This window comes from Streptomyces sp. 796.1, assembly GCF_047525675.1.
Classification (GTDB): Bacteria; Actinomycetota; Actinomycetes; order Streptomycetales; family Streptomycetaceae; genus Streptomyces.
The window spans coordinates 55,452-77,254 of record NZ_JBLIWA010000027.1; the positions used below are offsets into that span (position 1 = coordinate 55,452).

A 21,803-nucleotide genomic window follows, 5' to 3' on the forward strand; every position below is an offset into this window, starting at 1 on the left:
AGACGTCCGGTCCTGCGGTGGAACGACGTGCGTACGCCCCCAGCCTCCGGCCTCAACCTCGGTCCAGGTCAAGGGGGCCTCGGTGGCGGGACGCACCGCGGGACGAGGCCAGTCGGGGGCCGGCGGGGCCAGTCGGGGGGCCGGGCGAAGCGTCGGCGTGGGCCGTGCACCGGCACGCGGCCTGCGTCTGCGCAGGTGACGGGCCGATGCGCCGGCGGGGGCGGCCGGGCCGGTGGGTGAGTGGGGGCCCACCGGCTGCCGCGGGCCGCCACATGCCACGGGTCCGCACGGCGGGCCGCCGACGATCGCACGGTGATCGGTCCCGGTCATCTGGTGGCCATCCCTGACTGGTCGGCTACGACGCCCGTGGTGGCAGCGGGCGACGGCGGGCAACAGGCAACGAAACGACGAGCCGCTCCCCGCCCGAGGCTGGCCCGCCCCGCGCCCGTACGCACGCGTCCGTGCGGCCCGCCGCCGCAAACCCCTAGTCGATGCCGAAGAACGGAAGGCATGGCTCCAGGCCGCTGATGGTGATCGGCAGGTCCCGCGGCGGGCGCCAGTCGGTGTGGGAGAGGCGGAGGCGTTGCAGCGTCGCCGGGCGGCCCCGGGAGACGACGCGCTGCACGCCGTCCGGCTGGTAGCCGAGCTTGTGGGAGACCCGGTAGGAGTCGGCGTTGTCGGTGAACGCGGCGGACACCGCCTCGCGGGCGCCGAGCGCGGTGAAGGCGAAGTGCAGCACGGCGGCGCGCATTTCGGTGCCCACGCCCCGACCCTGGTGGCGCAGCCCGAGCCAGGAACCGGTGCTCACGGTGCGCAGCACGCCGAAGTCCCGCGCCGACAACTCCTGCACGCCCAGCGGCCGGCCCGCCTCGAACACGGTCAGCCCCAGGCTCCAGTCCGCGGGGTCCCACTCGCCCCGGCTCCGCCAGTGGTACTGGACCACCGAACGCGCCCGCTCGGCCGCGGGGACGTCGGTCCACTCCACCGTGAACGGCATCCGGTCCGGGGCGTGCACGCCGTCGGCCGCGAGGTCGGCCAGCGCGGCCAGGTCCGTTTCGTCAGGAAGCCTCAGTTCCAGGCGCGGCGTCGTGATCCGCAGCCCGACCAGTGGCCAGTGCGAGGTCAACATGGCTCATTGTGGTCCCGCCGCACGACCGCAGGCACCCGGATTTTCCCGGCCCGCCCGGGCTCGTACGGCCCCCGCCCACCCCGCGAAGACGCGCCAAGGTACGGGCAAGGAGGTTCGGTGCCGCACGACCACGGGCATAGGTGGAAGGGGAAAATCACCGTGCTGTGATCGCTGTGCTGTGACCGCCGTGATGTGGGGGGCAAGAGATGCGCCGGATATCCGGACCCGTGCTGCGGGGTGCGCTCGCCGCGCTCGCCGCAGCGGCCGTGACCACGGCCGCAACGGGGTGCGAGCCGGAGACCATACGGGCCGACGGCACGCGGAGCCCGTCCGCCGCCGAGCACCGCGAGTCGCCCTCGCCGCACAAGCACCGCGAACACCGCACCCCGAAGCGCACCCACACGCCCGAGCCGGCGCGCACCACCCCCCGTACGCACCGCCCCAGCCCGCCACCCCGCACCCACCGCCCCACGCCACCCGCGCACCGCACCTGGCCCACGCGTCCCGCCAAGCCGGCGCAGCCACCGGTGCTCGCGGCCGGCGCCAGCGGCGCGAAGGTACGGGAACTCCAGGCCCGACTGCGCCAGTTGGGTCACTTCCAGCTCCAGCCGACCGGCTACTACGGGACGGTGACCAGCCGCGCGGTCGCCGCGTTCCAGCGTGGTCACGCCCGGCCGGTGACCGGCACCCTGGACACCAAGTCCTGGTCCAAACTGCGTGACTTGACGGACGAGCCGAGCCGGGCCGCGATGTACCCGCCGACGACCCGCCCGGTGGCCAAGCCGGACGCGCGCTGCATGACCGGCCGGACGCTGTGCATCAGCAAGTCGAGCCGGACGCTGTCGTGGATGATCAACGGCAAGGTGATCGCGTCCATGGACGTCCGTTTCGGCTCGCAGTACACGCCGACGCGCGAGGGCACGTTCAAGGTCGATTTCAAGAGCCGTGACCACGTCTCGACGATCTACGACTCCCCGATGCCGTACGCGATGTTCTTCAGCGGCGGCCAGGCCGTGCACTACTCGTCGGACTTCGCCGCCCGCGGCTACAACGGTGCCTCCCACGGCTGCGTCAACGTCCGCGACAAGAAGAAGATCGCGGCCGTCTTCGACCAGGTCAAGGCGGGCGACAAGGTCGTCGTCTACCGCTAGCCGCCGGCGCGGAGCGCCCGCCGGCCACCACGGCTCGGGAACCGCTGCTGCTCGCGATCCGCCTACCCCGACCCGCGCCAGGCCCTCATCAACGAGCTCCGGCACGGAGAGGGAGCGGGCGTGGGCGCGCACTCGGGCGCGTAACGCGGTGCGCACGGAGGCGCGTACGCGGGCGCCAACAACGCGACCGGCAGCGGCCCGGTCCCACCGCCGGCACGGACCTATCGCCACCGCCGACGCTGGCCCACCGCCACCGGCGCAGCCCCGTCGGCCGCCGCCGTACGCGGCACGGGGACGGGCACACGCCGCCAGCATCCGAGACGAGGTGACGGGGCTGGCGAGGCCGCAGCCGTGCAGCGTCGTGCGTGTCACATCGCGCCCTGTCCCGCGGCGCGGGAATCGCGAAGGGAAGAGGGGGCGCGGGCAGGGCCGGGGGAACGTGCCCCACCCGCGCCGAGTGCGCGTAGCCGCAGGTACGGGGGGAACCCCGGCTTGCGCGCGGCCGATGACCAGTCGGCCCGCTCCGTACAGCGCCGTGAAGCGAGAAAACGTCACACCTCATCGGTTCTGAGCGACGCACATCACCTTACGGTGAACATTTTGCCGCTTTATGTCCGGGTTCTCGGGGGCGCTAGCCGGCCCGCGCGCCCCGCCGGCGCTCCGATTCCTGCATGAACATTCAGTGGCCCGTGGCGGGAATCGGTGTGCCGCTCGGGGCGGCGGAGGGCGTTACGGGGGTGGATTCCGAGGGAGAGGGGCCGCCCGTGGCGGGGGGCCCCTCTCCCTCACCGGCCCCGCCGGGACGGCCGCCATGGCCGCCGGCGTCACCGTCGTGGTCACCGCCGCCCGGCTCGGCACCTCCGTGGTCACCGCCACCACCGCCGCCCCCGCCTCCGCCTCCGCCGTTGGCGCCTCCACTGAGGCCACCGCTGACCCCACCCGCGCCCGGTTGGGAGTCGGTGCCTTCGGCGATGAGATCGGCGCAGAACTTGCGTACGGCACCGGCTCCGCCGGCCGATCGTTCCAGGGTGAGCAGGGTCTCCTGGTCGAGCCCGGCGTCATGGCCGTTCTTCTGCGCGACGTAGTCCCGGCACACCGCGATCGCCCACCGCTTCCTGGTGGGGTCGGGCTTCCACCGCGGCGGCTGGTGGCCGGGGCGGCCACCGGGCCGGGTCACGGGCGGGCGCTGGCCGTCCGCCCAACCGTCCGCCCAGCCGCCGGTCGGGCTGGCGTCGCCCTCCCGGCTCGGTTCGTCGCCGGGGTGGGACGAGGCCGAATCGGCGGGCTCGGGCTCGGCACGGCGCGTGGTGGCCGAGGGGTTCGGGCCGCCGGTCGACGTGCTACCCGCGTCACCACCGCTGACCTTCGGTTGGGGCAGGGCGCCCTGCGGCGTCTCGGCGGCCGTCATGCTGGGGGCCGGCGCGGGCCGCATACCGCCCCGAAAGGGGGTCGCCAGCACGCCGGTGCCGGCCGCGACGGCCACGCTGCCGAGGGCGCAGCCGACCAGGGCCGCGGCGAGCCCGGCGCGCAGCGGCCGGCGTACCGACAACGTTCTCCCGCGGGTGGGCTTGCCCTTGCGGCCGGGCCCGGTGTCCGCACGGTTCGGCCCGGCGGTCGCCGGGGACCCGGGGGCACGTCTGCCGCGAGCCGTGGTGAGGGGCGTACGGGGTTGCCCGACCCCGCCACGCGCACCCGCTTCGGCGCCGGTGGCCGCGGGTTCACGCGCCGGCGCGTCCGCCCCGTCGGCGGTGGCCGCCCGGCCGGTCCCGGACGTACGGCTGGTTCCGGGTGGAGGGCTGACCCCGTCGTGGGCACTGTGCGCGCCCTGGCCACGCAGCGGATCGGCGTCCCGCCCGGCGCGCCGGGCATCGCGTGCGCCCGCGGTCGAGCCGGCAGGCGATGCGGGTCCTGGCGCACCGGTACGCGCCGAAATCTCGGACGTCACGGCGCCGTCGCGGGCCGGCGACAGGCGACCGGGGGCGGCGTCGGAGGCCACGGCGCCGAGCGGGCCGGTCAGAGACGCGGCAGGGGCCGCGCGGGCCGCACGGAAGGCGGCGACCGCCGCCTCCTCACCCGGAAGCGGGTCGTCCGCACCGGCGGGACGGGCGAGCGGCCCGATGGCGTCCTCCGCCACGGCCGCGAGCACGGCCGCCAACCGCTGCTCCGTCACCACCCGGCCCGCTTCCGACCCGGCGGAACCGTCACCGCCGCCGGCGCCACCCACCGCGCCGGGGCCGGACGGGACACGCGCCCCGCGGCGCCGGCCGCCGCCAAGGGCCGCAGCACCGGAAGCACTCCGAACGGCAGGGGCGTCAAACGCACCGGGGGCATGCGGGCGCGCGGCGCCGGGGGCTTGATCATCCTCCGCTCGCCCGGCGCTCTTGGCCGAGTCCGCTGCCTCACCCACGGCCCGTACACCCGCGTCGGACGAGGTCTCCGGGCCCGCGTTGACGATTCGTTCCGCCACGCTCCGCACCAGGTCAGCAGGGGTATGATCAGGTTCGGAAGGGTCGGGTTGCGCGGGGTTGAACGCGCTGTGACCCTGCACCGGAGTGCCGCTGAGCAACCGCTCTGCGGCGTCGTCATCCAGCCAGCCGTACTGGTGCTTGTCGGCCATCACATGTCCCTCTGCGTCCGCGGGCACGAATCCGTCACACTCGCGGACGTCGCCGCTCCGCTGCGCCCCAGACGCTGCGTCGCGACCGCTTCCCCCGCCGCGTCCGCTCCCACCTCGGCCGGCATCCCCTCCCTGCCCGTCAGCGCCGGCGCCCCCGGTCGTACGGCGGATGGCGCCCCCCGGCGCGGCAGCGGGGCCGGCTCCCGCGCCCGCATGGTCCCCCCGTGGGCCGCCGTCGCCCGGAGCGTCGCCGGGCCGCCGCCCCGGGGGGCCTTCGGAGTCGGCGGGCGGCCCCTCGATGAGGTCGGCCAGCCGTCGCAGCCCGCGGTGTGCGGAGGTCCGTACGGCGCCGGGGCGCTTGCCCAGCACTCCGGCCGCGCTCTTCGCATCGAGCCCCACGACCACCCGCAGCACCACGGCTTCGGCTTGGTCGCGGGGCAACTGGGCGATCAGTGCGAGGGTGTGCCCGGTGCCCAGCGACTCCAGGGCCTCGCGCGCGGTGTCGGCATCGGCCGGCCGGTCGGCGAGTTCGGTCTCGTCGCCGCCTATCGCCGGGCGCCGCCCGCGCATCCTGATGTGGTCGAGCGCCCGATTGCGGGCGATGCGCGCCGCCCAGCCCCGGAACCGGTCGGCGTCGCCGTTGAACCTGCCGAGGTCCCGGGCGATCTGCAACCAGGACTCGGAAGTGACGTCCTCCGCATCCGATTCGCCGACCAGTGTCCGTACATATCCGAGCAACCGTGGGTGCACGGATCGGTAGACGGTCCGGAAGGCGGCCTCGTTCCCTTCCTGCGCCGCGCGGACCGCGGCGGTCAACTCCCCGTCGTCCCCCTGCACGCCCTCATCCTGCTCCACTTGGAGAATCCGCTGCTCAGCGGCGCCGTACGTGGTCGTCGTCCGGGCCGCCCTTCAGGCTCAGTACCCGGTGGGACCCGAGCCGTACGGGTTCTGTTGCTGTCCCGGCGCCTGGTACCCGGGCCCGGGAGGCGTACCGGGGCCGGCGCCGTACTGCTGTCCACCGTACTGCGGACCGCCGTAGGGGGCGGCGCCCCCGTAGGGCTGGCCCTGCGCCCCGTACGGAGCGGTGCCGGGCGCACCGAACGGCGGGGTGCCGCCCTGCGGACCGAGCGCGGCGCGTCCTTCCTGCATGCGGGTGATCTGGCGGACGAGGATGATCGCCAGAATCGCGCAGGCGATGAGCACCAGGGTGGAGACGACGCTCATGGCGAGGCCGGTGTGCATGTCGTCCAGCAGGTCATTGGCCTCCGCCAGGCTGGTGACGCCGTTGTCCATGTCGTCGTACGCCTGGTCGTACATGATCTGGCCCCACGTGCCCACGATGCCGCCCGCAAGGAACGTCACCCACCAGGCGTTGAGCAGGCCGCGGGGGGCGGCGTGCGGGCCCTGCGGGGAACTCGCCCGCCAGATGTCGTTGGCGATCTGCTTCGGGAACCACAGGTTCACCACCGGCGTGAACCAGGCGCCGGCCGCCCAGCCGGGGCTGAACCGGTGCTGCCCCGGCGCGAAGGTCTCAGCATTGAGCCGCAACCGCCGGAACCAGACGGCCCACACGACGATGACCGGAACCACGGCCACCAGGTTGAGGAACGACATGGCCACCGCGAAGTCGTCGGCGTCCTCCGCCTTCCCGTACGAGACGGACTTGCCGTCCTTGATGTCCCCCACGACGCCCAACTGGTTGATCTCGGCGATCAGCACGAGCGCCAACGTGACCAGCATGACCGGGAACAACACCGTCAGCGTGGTGGACAGGCCCCGGCGCAGGTCGACCGGGACGGGCATCCCCATGCCGGGGACCGCTGGGGACGGGTAGCCGATCGGAGGCGCGCTCGGCAGCGGCTGTTGCTGCTGGTAGGCGCCACAGGCGGCGCAGCGCCCGTCGACTCCCACAGCGGTGGCGCGGCAATTCCCGCACGGATACATGTCAGGCCCCCTGGGTCGCGGCCGGTGGTCCACGCCGCGAAGAGATATGCAAAAGACGCGCCTGTCGGCGCGGACCTGCACGTTACGGGCATCCGCTAGGCCGCGTCCAGACCGGTTTCGAGCGCCGGTGTGACGCATTCGAGGCGCACGGCGCTGAAGGGGATACGGGCTCGTACGCGGGCCCGTCTCGTACGGCGGTCGGGGCCTCTCCTGTGGGGGGTGGCGGCCCCGGCCGTCTTGAGTGAGCCCCACCTCCGGGTGGGGCTTCTCTTTTCCCCACCACCTCTCTGAACAGCCCCTGACCAGGCATTTTGCCGAACGCGGCCGGTACGCGCCGAGCGTGGAGTGGCTGTGTGGTGGCTGTGCGATGGCTAGGGGCGGGGCCTTCGGCGGACATGTGACCTAGATGTGACCAAGGGGGGCGGGGGGCGGGTGTCCATTTGCTGAGACAGGGGGCTCCCCCTCCCCCTCCCCCGGCGTATGCCGCAGCCCGCCCGCGCCCCCAAGCACCTCGTTTCGTTCGCCAGAAGTTCTTCCAGCCGCCGGAGGAGTGGCACGGCATCGGTACCGGGATGTCGGCGCCGATCATGCCGGCGCCACCCTCGCGCCGGCAGCGGCGGGCCGACCCCGCCTCGGTCGCGCGCCGCGTACGACCTTGCGGGGAGAGTGGAGGGACGTCAGCAGCGCGACGCCAGGTTGCCGACCGCGAGGAGCCGCCCCGAAGTAGTGCCGGAGGGCAGCCGGGCGTAGCACGTCGACAGCGGACCCAGGGCGAACGGTGCGCCCCACACCAATACGACGCCGAGCAGGGGCACCAGCGACCAGCGGGCCAGAACCCCGAAGTAGGCCACCAGACGCCAACTCGCCCGGTTCCTGGCGAGCGTCACCGCCGAGGCGAGCAGCGGGCCGGGCAGGGCGGGTCGGCGGCTGAGACGGTACGACCACTTCACAGATGCTCGCCCAGCGCTGGCGGTCGGCGGCGCCGAGCAGGTGCAGTGCCCGGTCCGCGAGGATCACCAGCGGTATGCCCGTCCAGTCCGACCGGCACCAGGCCGGCGGAGTCTTGACGCTAGCGAGGGAGGCCCCCCTGCGCGGGCGCCGCAGTCGGGCTGGCCGGTGTGGCGACCTGTGTGCGCGGCGCCGGGGGTTGTGGTGGTGGCTAGATGACGATGACTCGGCGCCCGCGGGTGTGGCCGGCCTGGCTGTCGATGTGGGCCGTGGCGGCGTCTGCCAATGCGTACTCCTTCTCTATGGGGATGTGGAGCCTGCCGAGGGTGATCAGGCGGACGGCTTCGGCGAGGGCGTCGGGCACGCTGCCTGCGGCGCCGGAGAAGCGGACGCCCAGGGTCGGGGCGTCGAGGTCGGCTATGGAGGTCACCTTCCGGGGGTCTCCGGTCAGCTCGACGAGTTCGCGGATCACGCCGGAGCCGGACAGGTCGAGCGCGGCATCGACCGGGCCGATCGCCCGCACCCGCTCCACCCAGCCGGGGCCGTACGTCGTGGCGCGGGCGCCCAGGTCGCGCAGATAGTCCTGGTTGGCGGCGCCGCCCGTGCCGATCACTGCGATGCCGCGGTCCCTGGCTATCTGGAGCACCGCCGAGCCCACTCCCCCGGAGGCGCCGCTGACCAGCAGTGTCTGCCCTGGCTCCACGCCGACCTCGCGGATGATGCGCAGCGCGGTCTCCACCACCGACGGATAGCCGGCGGCTTCCTGGAACGAGAGGCCCGCGGGCATCGGGGCCCAGGCGGACAGCACCGCGAACTCCGCATAGGTGTCGATGCCCTCGCCGAAGACGCGGTCGCCGAGCTCCACGCCTTCGACACCCGCGCCGAGCTCGTCGACGACTCCGGCCGCGTCGAGACCGAGGCCGGCGGGCAGGGCGATCGGGTGGGCCTGCAACTTCTGGCCTTCGCGGATTCTCCAGTCGACGGGGTTCACGCCGGCCGCGCGCACCGCGATGCGCACCTGGCCGGGGCCTGGGTGGGGCTCGTCGGCCGTCACGAGGCGTAGCACTTCGGGGCCGCCGAACTCGGCGAAGTTGATTTTCTTCATGTGACGTAGCGTAACGCTAGCGGTTATGGTTTTGCAACGGGTTTGGAGTTGGATTTGTTAGCATGACGTCATGACCATGCCGACTGGCCGCCGGGAGCGTAAGAAGGCCGCCACCCGCCAGAAGATCGCCGATGCCGCCCTGTGGCTCTTCCTGGAGCGGGGGTACGACGAGGTGGGCATCCGGGACGTCGCTGCCGAGGCGGACGTGGCCGTGACCACGCTCTTCTCCCACTTCGCCTCCAAGGAGGCGCTGGTCTTCGAGCAGGACTGGCAGTTCAAGGACCGCCTCACCCGGGCGGTCACCGAGCGGGACGCGGACGCGCCGCTGCTGCCGGCGCTGCGCCAGGAGATCCATGCGTTGGTCGCGCACTGCACGGCGGACGGTGCCGCGCCGATCTGGAACATGATCGCGGGCTCGGCCGCGCTGCGGGAGTACGAGGAGTCGATGCGGCTGCGCCATGCGGAAGCGCTGGCCGCGGCCATCGACGCCGACCCCCGCCTGCCGCTGACCGCCACGGCCGGGCGCTCGATCGCCCGCTTCGTCGTGGACGCCTACTCCGTGGCCCGCGAGGCGGACGACCCGCCGGCCGCGGTGGACGAGGTCTTCCGGATGATCGAGGCAGCCTGGGAGGTCGCCTGCTCGACGGGTCCGGAGCGGGGAGCGGCAGAGCAGACTGCCGGATAAGGCCGAGAAGACCAGCAAGCCAGCGAGAACGCCAGCAGGCAGGCCGGCGCCGCCGATCCGACGGCCGGCCGCCCTACCGACACGCGCCCACCCCGCACCCCACCCAACCCCGCCCGCCCCCTCGAATCGAGCAGCGCGAGCCCCGGTCGTCAGCGTCCCGAGCCCGCAGGTTGCGCCGTGACCTGGTCGCCCAGTGCGGCGAACTCCTTCCACGGCCGTGTCGGTGGGCGCGGGTCCCACACCCGCTGGGACAGGGCGCGCAGCGGTCCGCGGATGCCGCGGGCGATCTGTTCCGGGGTCTGTGCGTCGGCGATGTCGCACCAGATGCCGAAGCGACCGCCCAGGATCCGGTCGGGACCGCCCAGTTCGGCGGGTACCGGCTCGGTGCCCCGCACCACCCGCGGCGACCACTGTTCGTAGATGCGCCGCCCGGTGGGGTAGGTGAAGTCGTTGGGTTGGCCGAGTACGTAATAGAGGTACTCGTCGTTCACGTTGATCAGCGGGCGGCCTTCGCGCAGGTACTCCTCCGGCTGTCTGGCCCCGATCTCCTTGCCCGTCCAGTACTCCACCTCGCGGTCCCGGTCGGCGTGGACGACGCCGCCGCGGAAGAGGCCGTCGTTCCACGACTTGACCCGGGCGCCGGCCTTGCGGGCCGCCGCCGCCCGGTCGTTGAGCCAGCCCGTCGCCAGGTCCTGCACCCGGGCGCCCTTGCCGTACTTGCGCACGGCCGCCGCGGCGAGGTCGGGGAAGGTGTCCTCCGGGTCGCGGACCGTCAGCGCCTGGTACTCGTCGCCGCCCAGGTGCCAGTACGGGCCGCCGCCGCTGTGGGTCGCGAACAGCGGCGCGAACTCCCGCAGCAGGTCGTCCAGGATGCGCGCGGCACCCGGGGCGGAGATGTCGATGGTGCCGCGCGGGGCCTGCCCGTCCACGCCGCGCAGTTGCAGCGAGGGGTGGGCGCGGATGACCGTGCCCAGGTGGCCGGGCGAGTCGATCTCCGGGATGACCGCGACGTGCAGTTGCTCGGCGAGCCGTACGATCCGGCGGACCTGTTCCTTGGTCAGGTGCTGCCGGGAGACGACCTCCGGGTGTGAGCTGCTCTCGATCCGGAAGCCCTGGTCGTCCGTGAAGTGCAGGCCGACCTGGTTGAGCTTGAGGTCCGCCGCCTCGCGCACCCGGTCCTCGATCCAGCGGGCCGGGAAGTGCTTGCGCGCCGTGTCGATCATGAGCCCGCGTTGGGCCCGGTCCGGGCGGTCGCGTACGACGCCGGCGGGGAGTTCGCCGCCGCCCGAGCGCAGCGCCTGGCGGACGGTGCGGGTGCCGTAGAAGACGCCGGCCTGGCCGCTGCCGGTGATCAGGGCCTGCCCGTCGCGGACGGTGAGCACGTAGGACTCGCGGGCGATCTGGTCGGCCGCGGCGCGGGCGGCGGGTGCGGGGGCGGCGGCCGGTCCGCCGCCCGAGGCCGTCGGCCCGTCGGACGGTGCGGGCTTCGCCGGGCGCAGGGCCAGGGCGATGTCGCCGCGGCGGGGCGGGCCGGCCGCGACGGTGAGGCCGAGTTCGTCGGCGAGCCGGCGCGCCTCGTCGCCGAGCGGCCCCCGCGGGTCGGCCACCACCCGGGAGCCGGGGCCCGGCCGCCAGCCGGGCCCGCCTTCCGGTTCGTACGCGCGCACGGCCGGGATCACCCGCGGCGCGGGCGGTGGCGCGGCCGAGCCGAGTGGGCGGGGCGAGCGGTCGTCCAGGGGGGTCGGCCCGGCGGACGCGGAGCTCGGTCCGGTACGCCGGGCCGGAGCGGAGTCGTCGCCGTCCGGCCATCCCACGATGAGCAGGGTGATGGCCATGGCCGCCACGACGACCACGGCGGCTGCGGCGATGACCGTGGTCTTCGACACGGAGCGAGGCATCCTCATGGGGGCAAACTTCCCATTGAGGGACGAAATACCAGACGAAGCGGAGGTAATGCGTCCATCACTCGCAGAAAAACTCTCTCCTTCGAGTGAAATTGATGTCGCATGGGGTTCATTTCGGGGAGGTGTCGCTACCGTGACCTCCGCCTCCCCCCTGAGCCTTCGTCACGCGTCTCGTTCCGACTCCGTCCGACTCCGTCCGAGTTCATTCGCTCCCGCCGGCCACCGCTCGCCTCCGCCCGTCTCCGCGCTCACGCGTTCGACCCGGCGCACCCGCACCCGCTCCTTCCGCCACAACCCGATCGACCGCTCCTCGTCCGACCCCTCTTGACCTCGTCCCGCGCGCGGCGCCCCGCCCGTCGCGCGATTCCGCATCTCTCCTTCCGCGTCAATTTCCCTCACCGTTCCCTACATGTAGCCGGCTCGTCACACAGCGCAGGCACCACGCCGTGCGGTGTGGCCCGGCGTCCGATCCGCCGCTCCGAAACTCCGATTGCCGCCTTCTTCTCCGGGCTCGTTCATCCCGAGGAGGCCACCGTGCCCAATCCGACTCCGCACGTGCTGCCCGACGCGTCCACCGCGCCCGCGCCCGCGCGTACCGCCACGCCCGACGCACCGGCCACGGCGGTCACCCCGCCGGCCCTCTGCGCCTTCGACCGCCTCAACACCGCAGCGGACGGGGCCGCCGAGGCCGCCCTGCTCGCCTGTTGCGGCAGCCGTCGCTGGGCCCGCCGGATCGTCACCCACCGGCCCTACCCGACCCTGGAAGCGCTGCTCGCCGAGGCCGACGAGGCCAGCCACGCCCTGACGCCCCGCGACCTCACCGAAGCGCTCGCCGACGAATCCGCCCTGCAACACGCCCTGTGCGGCGCCCGCAGCCCGGGCCCGCCCGTCGCCCACACCGCGCTGCGCGCCGCGCACGCCGCCTACGAGAGCAAGTTCGGCCACGTCTTCGTGTACTGCCTACAGAACGTCCCGGAAGAAGAGGTGGTCGGCCACGTGCTGGCCGCGATCCGGGCCCGGCTCGGCCATGCGGAGGAGGCCGAACGGGAGGTCGCAGCCGAGGAACTGCGCCGCATCGCCCGTGGACGCCTGGCCCACCTCGCCTCCACCACCCCACACAGCCCCTGACACACACCGCGCGCACCACACCGCACACCGCAGATACGCCCCACCCGCACCAAGCATCGCCAAGCCCGCCCCACAGCACCCACACCAGCTCGCCCCCGACCAGCCCGCAGCCCGCACCCGCTGCCCGGCCCCGGACCTGACGCGTACCACCCCCGCCGCGCCAGGTCCGCCACCGGGCCGCCCGCTCCGGCCCGTACGCGCGAGGACACCGGCCCGTACGAGCGGGTGCCCCGAGAAGCGCGGAGTGTCGCCCCGTACGAGGGGAGGTGCGGACACGCCGCGCGGGGCCGGGGCGGGCGCGTGAGGGTGCGGCGCCCCTAGGCCGTACGTGGCTGTTTGATCACACCTCTGGACCCCGACGTGGGGAACCGACAACACGTCGCTACGATGGCCAGGGCCGGTGGACCGTACCCGGCCGGGCCCGACCGACAGTGAAGCCGGTGGCCCCAGTCCCCGCTCCCGGAGGGTTTTCCGTGCCGGCTGGAACGCTGTACCGCGGCCGGGAAGGCATGTGGTCGTGGGTGGCTCATCGAGTCACCGGCGTGACCATTTTCTTCTTCCTGCTCGTCCATGTCCTGGACACCGCGCTCGTCCGCGTCTCTCCCGAGGCGTACGACGACACGATCGCGATCTACAAGAATCCCGTAGTGAACCTGATGGAGTACGGCCTCGCCGCCGCCGTGCTCTTCCACGCGCTGAACGGCCTGCGGGTCATCGCCGTGGACTTCTGGTCGAAGGGTCCGCGGTACCAGAAGCAGATGCTCTGGGCCTCGGTGGGTATCTGGGTCGTCCTGATGGCCGGCGCCTTCTACCCGATCATGGAGCACACCCTGCGCGACCTCTTCGGGAGCTGATGATGGCGACTGACACCACCCCCGCGGTCAACGACACGGTCACGGCGTACGACGTCGACCACCCGGCCCCGGTCATCGAGCCGCCCCGGGCGCGCACGGCCAAGACCCCCAAGGCCAGCCGCACCAACTTCGAGCTGTACGGCTGGCTGTTCATGCGGCTGTCCGGCATCCTGCTCACCGTCCTGGTCATCGGTCACCTGCTGATCCAGCTCGTGATCGACGGCGGCGTCTCGCGCCTCGGCTTCGCCTTCGTCGCCGGCCGCTGGGCCTCGCCGTTCTGGCAGGCGTGGGACCTGGTGATGCTGTGGCTGGCGATGCTGCACGGCGCCAACGGGCTGCGCACGATCATCAACGACTACGCGGAGCGCGACCAGACCCGTTTCTGGCTGAAGACGGTGCTCTACTGCGCCACCGTGTGGACCATCCTGCTGGGCACGCTGGTGATCTTCACCTTCGACCCGAACATCCGCTAGAGCCCGGGGCTGACGCATACCGATGAAGATCCACAAGTACGACACCGTCATCGTCGGCGCCGGTGGCGCCGGGATGCGCGCGGCCATCGAGTCGACCAAGCGCAGCCGGACCGCCGTTCTGACGAAGCTCTACCCGACCCGCTCCCACACCGGCGCGGCGCAGGGCGGCATGGCCGCCGCCCTGGCCAACGTCGAGGAGGACAACTGGGAGTGGCACACCTTCGACACGATCAAGGGCGGCGACTACCTGGTCGACCAGGACGCCGCGGAGATCCTGGCGAAGGAGGCCATCGACTCGGTCCTAGACCTGGAGAAGATGGGCCTGCCGTTCAACCGGACCCCGGACGGCACCATCGACCAGCGCCGGTTCGGCGGTCACTCCCGCAACCACGGTGAGGCCCCGGTCCGCCGGTCCTGCTACGCGGCCGACCGCACCGGCCACATGATCCTCCAGACGCTGTACCAGAACTGCGTCAAGGAGGGCGTGGAGTTCTTCAACGAGTTCTACGTGCTCGACCAGCTCATCACCGAGGTCGACGGCGTCAAGAAGTCGGCCGGCGTGGTCGCGTACGAGCTGGCCACCGGCGAGATCCACGTCTTCCAGGCGAAGGCCGTCATCTACGCCTCCGGCGGCTGCGGCAAGTTCTTCAAGGTGACCTCCAACGCGCACACCCTCACCGGTGACGGCCAGGCCGCCGTCTACCGGCGCGGGCTGCCGCTTGAGGACATGGAGTTCTTCCAGTTCCACCCGACGGGCATCTGGCGGATGGGCATCCTGCTCACCGAGGGTGCGCGCGGTGAGGGCGGCATCCTGCGCAACAAGGACGGCGAGCGCTTCATGGAGAAGTACGCGCCCGTCATGAAGGACCTCGCCTCGCGTGACGTCGTCTCCCGCTCGATCTACACCGAGATCCGCGAGGGTCGCGGCTGTGGCCCCGAGGGCGACCACGTCTACCTGGACCTGACGCACCTGCCGCCGGAGCAGCTCGACGCCAAGCTGCCGGACATCACCGAGTTCGCGCGGACCTACCTGGGCATCGAGCCGTACACGGACCCGATCCCGATCCAGCCGACCGCGCACTACGCGATGGGCGGCATCCCGACCAACGTCGAGGGCGAGGTGCTGGCCGACAACGACACCGTCGTGCCCGGCCTGTACGCCGCCGGCGAGGTCGCCTGCGTGTCGGTGCACGGCGCCAACCGGCTCGGCACCAACTCGCTCCTGGACATCAACGTGTTCGGCCGCCGGGCGGGCATCGCCGCCGCCGAGTACGCCGCCAAGGCCGACTTCGTCGAGCTGCCCGATGACCCGGCGTCGCTGGTCGTCGAGCAGGTCGAGCAGTTGCGGGAGTCCACCGGCAACGAGCGGGTCGCCGACCTGCGCAAGGCGCTCCAGGAGACGATGGACGCCAACGTCATGGTCTTCCGCACCGAGCAGACGATCAAGACGGCGGTCGAGGAGATCGGCGCGCTGCGCGAGCGGTACCGGAACGTTTCCGTGCAGGACAAGGGCAAGCGGTTCAACACCGACCTCCTGGAGGCCATCGAGCTGGGCAACCTGCTCGACCTGGCCGAGGTGATGGCCGTCTCCGCGCTGGCCCGCAAGGAGTCGCGCGGCGGTCACTACCGCGAGGACTACCCGAACCGCGACGACGTCAATTTCATGCGGCACACCATGGCGTACCGCGAGGTGGGCGCAGACGGCAGCGAGTCGATCCGGCTCGACTACAAGCCGGTCGTGCAGACCCGCTACGAGCCGATGGAGCGTAAGTACTGATGAGCAGCGCGACCCTGGAGAAGACGGCACTGGCGGACGCCGAGTCCGCCGCCGCGCACCTGATCACGGTCACGTTCCGAATCCGCCGGTTCAACCCGGAGGTCTCGGACCAGGCGGTCTGGGAAGACTTCCAGATCGAGATGGACCCCAAGGAGCGCGTCCTGGACGCCCTCCACAAGATCAAGTGGGAGTTGGACGGGACGCTCACGTTCCGCCGCTCGTGCGCGCACGGCATCTGTGGTTCGGACGCCATGCGGATCAACGGCCGCAACCGGCTGGCGTGCAAGACGCTGATCAAGGACATCAACCCGCACAAGCCGATCTCGGTGGAGCCCATCAAGGGCATGACGGTCCTGAAGGACCTCGTGGTCGACATGGAGCCGTTCTTCCAGGCGTACCGGGACGTGATGCCCTTCCTGATCACCACGGGCAACGAGCCGACGCGCGAGCGCCGGCAGTCCTCGGCCGACCGCGAGCGGTTCGACGACACCACCAAGTGCATCCTGTGCGCCGCGTGCACGTCCTCGTGCCCGGTGTTCTGGAACGACGGCCAGTACTTCGGGCCGGCGGCGATCGTGGGCGCGCACCGCTTCATCTTCGACTCGCGTGACGAGGGTGGCGAGCAGCGCCTGGAGATCCTCAACGACCGGGACGGCGTGTGGCGCTGCCGTACGACGTTCAACTGCACCGAGGCGTGCCCGCGTGGCATCGAGATCACCAAGGCGATCCAGGAGGTCAAGCGGGCGCTGATCACGCGCCGCTTCTGACCTGTGCCGACGGCGGCTGATCGGTCGTCGCCCACACGTACCAAAGCCCCGTCCCGGCCGCGCTGGCCGGGGCGGGGCTTTGGTGTGGGCTGCGTTTGGGTGGGGCCGGTCGTTGCCTGTGTGTACGCGCGCGTGCGCGCGTGGCTGCGGGGCTCCCCCGGCCGGAGCGTGCGCGGTGTGGTCCGTTGCGCCGGCTACCGGGCGGTGTGCTCGACCTGGCCGGTGTGCTCCGGGACCGCGGGGCCCGTGAGGTCGGAGACGGCCGCGTAGTCGGTCAGGGCGGCGCGGCGGCGCTGGAGTTCGGCTATCTCTCCGTCGAGCTTGGAGAGTTGACCGCTGACGATCTCGGTGAAGTGGGAGCAGTCCCGGACGCCGGGGCCCGCGGTCTGCGTGCAGGGCAGCACCGTCCGGATGGTCTCCGTGTTGAGCCCGGTGGCCAGCAGTTCGCGTACGCGCTGGACGGTCTGCACGGCCTCCGGCGCGTACCGCCGGTAGTCGTTGGCGTCCCGCTCGGAGCGCAGCAGCCCCTGCTCCTCGTAGTAGCGCAGCAGTCTGGTGCTGACGCCGGTACGCCGCGCCAGTTCGCCGATCCGCATCACAGCCGTCCGTCCTTCCGCCTGGGCTTGACCTTCACACCCATGTCAAAGGGCAACCTACTGCTCATGGCAGAGATTCCCGCGGCCGGTGCCGCGCAGTTCACCACGTCCACCCCGTCCGCTCCGTCCGCCACCGCGCTGTCCGCGGGTGGGCCGGCCGCCGGAGGTGCGGCGCCCGGCGGCGCGGCGTTCGGGCCGCTCGCCACCCGGGTCATCGGCTCGGGCCCCGGGCTGCTGCTCGCGCACGGCGCCGGTGGCAGCATCGACGGCAACTACGTGCCGATCTTCCCAGCGCTGGCGGCGGGCCACACCGTCGTCGCGCCCGACTACCCGGGCTCCGGCGCGACCCCCCGCGCCACCGGGCCGCTCACCCTCGACGGGCTGGCCGATGCGCTGGTCGCGGAGGCGGTGGGGGCGGGCGTGGAGACGTTCACGCTGGTCGGCTACTCGCTGGGCTCCGCCGTCGCGGTACGGGCCGCCGTCCGGCACCCGGCGCGGGTGCGCGGGCTGGTCCTGACGGCCGGTCTGGCCCGGGCCAACAACCGGGCGCGCACCTCGCTCGAACTGTGGCAGGAGTTGCTCGCCCAGGACGACCTGCGGACCTTCGCCAGGTTCACCTCGGTGTCCGCGTTCTCGCAGACCGCGTACGAGGAGTTCGACGAGGCGCAGCGCCGGGCGCTCGTGGACGACATCGCGGCCTCGGTGCCGGCCGGGACGTCGGAGCAGGCGGCGCTCGCGCTGGCCGCGGACACCACCGCCGACCTGCCCCGCCTCACCGTGCCCACGCTGGTCATCGCCACCACCGAGGACCTGCTCGTCGCGCCCGCCCACTCCCGGGTGCTGGCCGACGCCATTCCGGGCGCGGAGTACGCGGAGTTGGCCACCGGGCACATGCCGATGGTCGAGCGGCCGGCGGAGTGGGCCGCGCTGATCACGGACTTCCTGGGCCGGCACGGGCTGTGAGGCGGGGCGGCAGCGGATGCCGGAGCCGGGTGGGCGGCGGTGACACGGGGCGCTGGTGGCGGTGACGCCGGGCGCTATCGGTACGGCGCCAATTCGGCCGGCTCCGGCCACTCCGGCCGCGCCGGCCACTCCGGCCGCGCCGCCGTCAGATGCGGCCCAGTTCCCACAGCCGCCACATGCCGTTGCCTTCGGACAGGAATTGCGTGCCGGCTATCGAGTCCTTGCTGACCACGATGTCCTTGCCCTGCCACAGCGGCAGGATCGGAATGTCGCGGGCCACGATGTTCTGGATCTCGCGGAAGTCCCATACGCCCCGGTCACGTTGCGGGGTGTTCTGGGTTTCGCGAATCAGGGTCTCCACCCGCTCGTTGCGGTATCCGTTGTGCAGCGTGGACTGCGCGCCGATGAGCGGACTGACGAAGGTCTCGGCGTCCAGGAAGTCCGGATACCAAATGACCCCGTACGCGTCGTAGTCGCCCTTGTTGAAGCCGCTCTGGAATTCGTCCCACGGGTACTGCTTGAACGTCACCTTGAACAGCCCGGTGGCCTCAAGTTGGGCCTTGAGCTCCTCGCCCTCGGCCTTGGCCGCGGAACCCGGTGCATAGGCCATGCTGAAGTCCACGGGCGTGTTGACGCCGGCGTTCTGGAGGAGTGTGCGGGCCCGTTCCGCACTGGGTTCGGGATAGGCGTCGTAGAAGGCGGTGTTGTGGCTCGTGACGCCCTTGGGGATGAGCGAGTAGAGCGGTTCGACGGTGCGGCTGTGCGCCTTGCGGGCGAGTTCCCCGCGGTCGACGGCCGCGGCAATGGCGCGCCGAATGGCGGGGTTGCGCAGCGGCGAGTCCTTGCGGAGGTTAAACACCAGGTTCCCGGTGGTGGCGCCCGGGTTCTCCATCACCTTCACGGAGGAATCGCCGGCGGAAAGCGAACGCACATAAGCGGGCGGCAACTGCCGGGCCGCGACGTCGACATCGCGCTTCTTCCAGGCGTCCCGCAACTGTTCCGCGTCCTTGAAGTAGCGGACCGTGATGGGCTTTCCTGATTGCTTGATGGCGCCCTTGTACTTGCCGTTGGGGCGGAGTTCCGCAACCTTCTCGTGCTCGTACTTCTTGAGTACGTACGGGCCCGAACCCGACACCTCGTCGCCGGTGCGCAGCTTGGTCGGGCTGTACTCCTTGCTGTCGACGATGGAGCCGGCCCCGGTGGCAATCTTGTACGGGAAGGTGGCGTCCGGCGAGCTCAGGTGGAAGACCACCGTGTCCTCGCCCTTGGTCTCCACCGACTTGAGGCTGGTGAGCAGGGGCATCGGGCCGCGCGGGTCGCGGATGGTGGCGAGCCGGTCGAAGGAGAACTTGACGTCCCGTGCGGTGATGTCGCGCCCGCTGGCGAAGCGCAGGCCGGGGCGGAGCTCACAGACGTACGTCAGGAGTTCGTCGGTGGTGAAGGCGCACTGTTTGGCGGCGTCCGGAACCGGCTTGGGGCTCTCGGACTTGAAGGTCAGCAGCGACTGGAAGACGTTGCCGTACAGGCCCCAGGAGCCCGCGTCATACGCGCCGGCCGGGTCGAGCGTGTCCACCGGGTCGGCGGTGCCCACCGTGATGGGATCGTCGCCGTCCCCCGACGACGTCAGAACGCCGCAACCGCTGGCGCCCCCCGCGGTCACCACGACCCCGAGCACCCACCCCAGGGCAAGACATCGCTTGCCGACCCTTCGCATCCCCGCGCCCCCTCCGGCACCTCACGTCACAGGGACGAAATCACGGGCACCCGTGGTAACCCTGCTCCCTGTTCAACAATGCGCATCACCCAATCACACGCCCGACGTGTGCGCTAGCAACCTCCAATTGTCGTTGCAGATTTGACCACTTTACGGCCGCGTACGCCCCCGGGATCCGCTTGGAGTAAGCGGCGCACAACCGGAAAGGGGCTTGCACCGCCGCTTCTCCTGGCCGCGGGCAGGGCGATTTGAGACAGCCGCGCCACAACGCCCGCCCGCGACCCACTAGTTGAAAGCGACCACACCACAAGCCGAAAGCGGGCAAGTCGGTCAGCACTGCCCGGAAAGCGTCGGGCCTTTGGTTACCGCGTGGAATGGCGCGCATACGGATATGGCGTGCCGTGGATATGGCGCAGACCAATGCGCGCGCTTCCGGGGCCGCCCCGGGATATGGGTCAGGCGTTTAGCGAGGCGAGTTCGACGACGGTGATGTCGGGCGGCGCGCCCACCCGCACCGGCGGGCCCCACGCCCCGGCGCCGCGAGAGACGTAGAGCTGCGTGTCGCCGTAGCGCTCCAGCCCGGCGACGGTCGGATTGGCCAGCTCCGCCAGGTAGTTGCCGGGCCAGAGCTGGCCGCCGTGGGTGTGCCCGGAGAGCTGGAGGTCGACGCCGTGCTTGACGGCGTCGTGGATGACCACGGGCTGGTGGGCGAGGAGTACGGCGGTCCGGGCGCGGTCCCGGCCGGCGAGGGCGCGCGCGAAGTCCGGGCCCTTCCCCTCGTCCTCGCCCGCGACGTCGTTGACCCCGGCGAGGTCGAACCCGGGCAGTTCGGTGCGCTCGTTCTCCAGCGGACGCAGCCCGAGTTCGCGCACGTGGTCCACCCAGGCGTCCGCGCCGGAGAAGTACTCGTGGTTGCCGGTGACGAAGAAGGAGCCGTCACGCGCCTGGAGGTGCCGCAACGGTTCTGCGGCGGGCCCCAGGTCGGCCACGCTGCCGTCCACCAGGTCGCCCACGACGGCCACCAGGTCCGGGTTGGTCCGGTTGATGGTCTCGACCACGCGTTGCGTGTGCGACCGGCCCAGGATCGGGCCCAGGTGGATGTCGCTGACGACGGCGATCCGGTATCCGTGGGCCTGCCGGGACAGCTTGGCGAGCGGCACGGTGACCCGCTTGACCCGCGGGCCGCGGAAGACGCCGTAGGCGCCGTACCCCACCGTCGCGGCGGCCACGGCCCCCGCGCCCACGGCCACGGTCCGGGCGACGAACAGCCGCCGCGAGGTCTGGGCGGCGTGGTCGTCGGGGGTGGGGGTTTTGGGGGTGGCCGTGGTGGCGGGGCCCGGCGCGTCAGTGGTGGCCGTGGTGGCGGGGTCCGGCGCGTCAGTGGTGGCCGTGGTGGGTCCGCTGGTGGTTTCGGCCGGGCCGTGGGTCGCGGGAGTCGCCGGAGCGGGGTCCGGGGCGGCGGTGGGCGGCGGCGTGCTCGTGGCGGCTGCGGTCGTGCTCGTGGCGGCTGCGGTGGTGGGCGGCGTGCTCGTGGTGGCCGAGGTGCCGCTGCCGGCGGGGTCGGCGGGGGTGCCGATGGCGGCGGGGGTGTCGGCGGGGCTCCGGGGCTCGCTGGGAGTCGGGGTGTCCGTGATCGCCGGGGGGCTCGTGACAGCCGGGGGGCCGGTCGCGCTCACGGTGTCGCTGGTGGCCGGTGTGGCGGTCAGGTGTGGCGCGGCGTGGCGGGCGCGCCGTTCCAGGAGGCGGAGCAGCAGCGGCCGGACGGCCTCGCCGACGAGCAGGGCCAGCACCAGGTACAGCAGCACCGCCAGCCACAGGTAGCCGGGCCAGGCCAGCACCTGCTGCACGGTGAACGGCGCTCCGGCCCGCCCGCTGACCAGCGCGCCGACGCTGAACAGCGGCAGCACGACCACCGCCCAGGTCCCGACGCGCCGCGGCCATCCCCCCACCGCAGTGACATCGCGCACCATTCTGCGCCATACGTACCCGTGCACGACCACCAGTAATGCGATGATCAGCAGCGCAACCAGGACAAAGACCGCAATCAT

At 72.2% G+C, this 21,803-nt stretch carries 16 protein-coding genes and 1 pseudogene; 8 read left to right on the top strand and 9 right to left on the bottom strand.

The window, feature by feature from the left end; all coding sequences use genetic code 11:
* Positions 1-484: 484 nt before the first annotated feature.
* A complete protein-coding gene (locus ACMA1D_RS19340) occupies positions 485-1,129 on the bottom strand; it encodes a GNAT family N-acetyltransferase (RefSeq protein ID WP_414725249.1) in 645 nt (214 codons plus the stop codon).
* A 206-nt stretch (positions 1,130-1,335) separates the two neighbouring features.
* On the opposite strand from ACMA1D_RS19340, the gene ACMA1D_RS19345 reads away from it, so the two are divergent.
* On the top strand, positions 1,336-2,280 hold the full coding sequence (locus tag ACMA1D_RS19345) for a L,D-transpeptidase family protein (RefSeq protein ID WP_414725250.1): 945 nt from the start codon (positions 1,336-1,338) through the stop codon (positions 2,278-2,280).
* Positions 2,281-5,152: 2,872 nt separating this feature from the next.
* Here the strand turns inward: ACMA1D_RS19345 and ACMA1D_RS19350 are convergent.
* The 4 genes and pseudogenes from ACMA1D_RS19350 to ACMA1D_RS19365 all read right to left on the bottom strand — a co-directional run.
* A pseudogene (locus ACMA1D_RS19350) lies at positions 5,153-5,734 on the bottom strand (RNA polymerase sigma factor); the annotation flags it as partial.
* 78 nt (positions 5,735-5,812) lie between these two features.
* Positions 5,813-6,706, bottom strand: coding sequence for a DUF4328 domain-containing protein (locus tag ACMA1D_RS19355; protein ID WP_414725251.1), 894 nt, complete (start codon positions 6,704-6,706; stop codon positions 5,813-5,815).
* 812 nt (positions 6,707-7,518) lie between these two features.
* A complete protein-coding gene (locus ACMA1D_RS19360; protein ID WP_414725252.1) occupies positions 7,519-7,791 on the bottom strand; it encodes a hypothetical protein in 273 nt (90 codons plus the stop codon).
* A gap of 209 nt (positions 7,792-8,000) precedes the next feature.
* Positions 8,001-8,894, bottom strand: a complete 894-nt coding sequence (locus tag ACMA1D_RS19365) for an NADP-dependent oxidoreductase (RefSeq protein ID WP_414725253.1) — start codon at positions 8,892-8,894, stop codon at positions 8,001-8,003.
* 70 nt (positions 8,895-8,964) lie between these two features.
* On the opposite strand from ACMA1D_RS19365, the gene ACMA1D_RS19370 reads away from it, so the two are divergent.
* Positions 8,965-9,579, top strand: coding sequence for a TetR/AcrR family transcriptional regulator (locus ACMA1D_RS19370; protein ID WP_414725254.1), 615 nt, complete (start codon positions 8,965-8,967; stop codon positions 9,577-9,579).
* A gap of 149 nt (positions 9,580-9,728) precedes the next feature.
* Here ACMA1D_RS19370 and ACMA1D_RS19375 read toward each other — a convergent pair whose 3' ends face one another.
* Positions 9,729-11,414 (bottom strand): beta-N-acetylhexosaminidase, encoded by a 1,686-nt coding sequence (locus tag ACMA1D_RS19375; RefSeq protein ID WP_414725288.1) that lies wholly within the window; start codon positions 11,412-11,414, stop codon positions 9,729-9,731.
* A 603-nt stretch (positions 11,415-12,017) separates the two neighbouring features.
* Here ACMA1D_RS19375 and ACMA1D_RS19380 point away from each other — a divergent pair.
* From ACMA1D_RS19380 to ACMA1D_RS19400, 5 genes are all read left to right on the top strand, one after another.
* The gene (locus tag ACMA1D_RS19380) at positions 12,018-12,611 is read left to right on the top strand and encodes a 2-oxo-4-hydroxy-4-carboxy-5-ureidoimidazoline decarboxylase (RefSeq protein ID WP_414725255.1); all 594 of its coding nucleotides are present in this window, start codon (positions 12,018-12,020) and stop codon (positions 12,609-12,611) included.
* A 473-nt stretch (positions 12,612-13,084) separates the two neighbouring features.
* Positions 13,085-13,465 carry a succinate dehydrogenase, cytochrome b556 subunit gene (gene sdhC / locus ACMA1D_RS19385; RefSeq protein WP_349992057.1) on the top strand — a complete coding sequence of 127 codons (381 nt, stop codon included), beginning with the start codon at positions 13,085-13,087 and terminating at the stop codon, positions 13,463-13,465.
* A 2-nt stretch (positions 13,466-13,467) separates the two neighbouring features.
* Positions 13,468-13,938 carry a succinate dehydrogenase hydrophobic membrane anchor subunit gene (locus ACMA1D_RS19390; protein WP_349992074.1) on the top strand — a complete coding sequence of 157 codons (471 nt, stop codon included), beginning with the start codon at positions 13,468-13,470 and terminating at the stop codon, positions 13,936-13,938.
* A 22-nt stretch (positions 13,939-13,960) separates the two neighbouring features.
* Positions 13,961-15,715 (top strand): succinate dehydrogenase flavoprotein subunit, encoded by a 1,755-nt coding sequence (sdhA, locus tag ACMA1D_RS19395; protein ID WP_414725256.1) that lies wholly within the window; start codon positions 13,961-13,963, stop codon positions 15,713-15,715.
* Positions 15,715-16,482, top strand: a complete 768-nt coding sequence (locus ACMA1D_RS19400) for a succinate dehydrogenase iron-sulfur subunit (RefSeq protein ID WP_414725257.1) — start codon at positions 15,715-15,717, stop codon at positions 16,480-16,482. The genes sdhA and ACMA1D_RS19400 overlap by 1 nt, the downstream gene beginning before the upstream one ends.
* A gap of 194 nt (positions 16,483-16,676) precedes the next feature.
* On the opposite strand, the gene ACMA1D_RS19405 is transcribed toward ACMA1D_RS19400, so the two are convergent.
* Entirely contained in the window at positions 16,677-17,078 is a 402-nt protein-coding gene (locus tag ACMA1D_RS19405; RefSeq protein ID WP_414725258.1) for a MerR family transcriptional regulator, read from the bottom strand.
* A gap of 66 nt (positions 17,079-17,144) precedes the next feature.
* Here ACMA1D_RS19405 and ACMA1D_RS19410 point away from each other — a divergent pair, with 66 nt between their 5' ends.
* The gene (locus tag ACMA1D_RS19410; protein ID WP_414725259.1) at positions 17,145-18,041 is read left to right on the top strand and encodes an alpha/beta fold hydrolase; all 897 of its coding nucleotides are present in this window, start codon (positions 17,145-17,147) and stop codon (positions 18,039-18,041) included.
* Positions 18,042-18,186: 145 nt separating this feature from the next.
* On the opposite strand, the gene ACMA1D_RS19415 is transcribed toward ACMA1D_RS19410, so the two are convergent.
* Both ACMA1D_RS19415 and ACMA1D_RS19420 read right to left on the bottom strand, forming a co-directional pair.
* Positions 18,187-19,755 (bottom strand): ABC transporter substrate-binding protein, encoded by a 1,569-nt coding sequence (locus tag ACMA1D_RS19415; protein ID WP_414725260.1) that lies wholly within the window; start codon positions 19,753-19,755, stop codon positions 18,187-18,189.
* Between the two features lie 455 nt (positions 19,756-20,210).
* Positions 20,211-21,803 carry a metallophosphoesterase gene (locus tag ACMA1D_RS19420; RefSeq protein ID WP_414725261.1) on the bottom strand — a complete coding sequence of 531 codons (1,593 nt, stop codon included), beginning with the start codon at positions 21,801-21,803 and terminating at the stop codon, positions 20,211-20,213.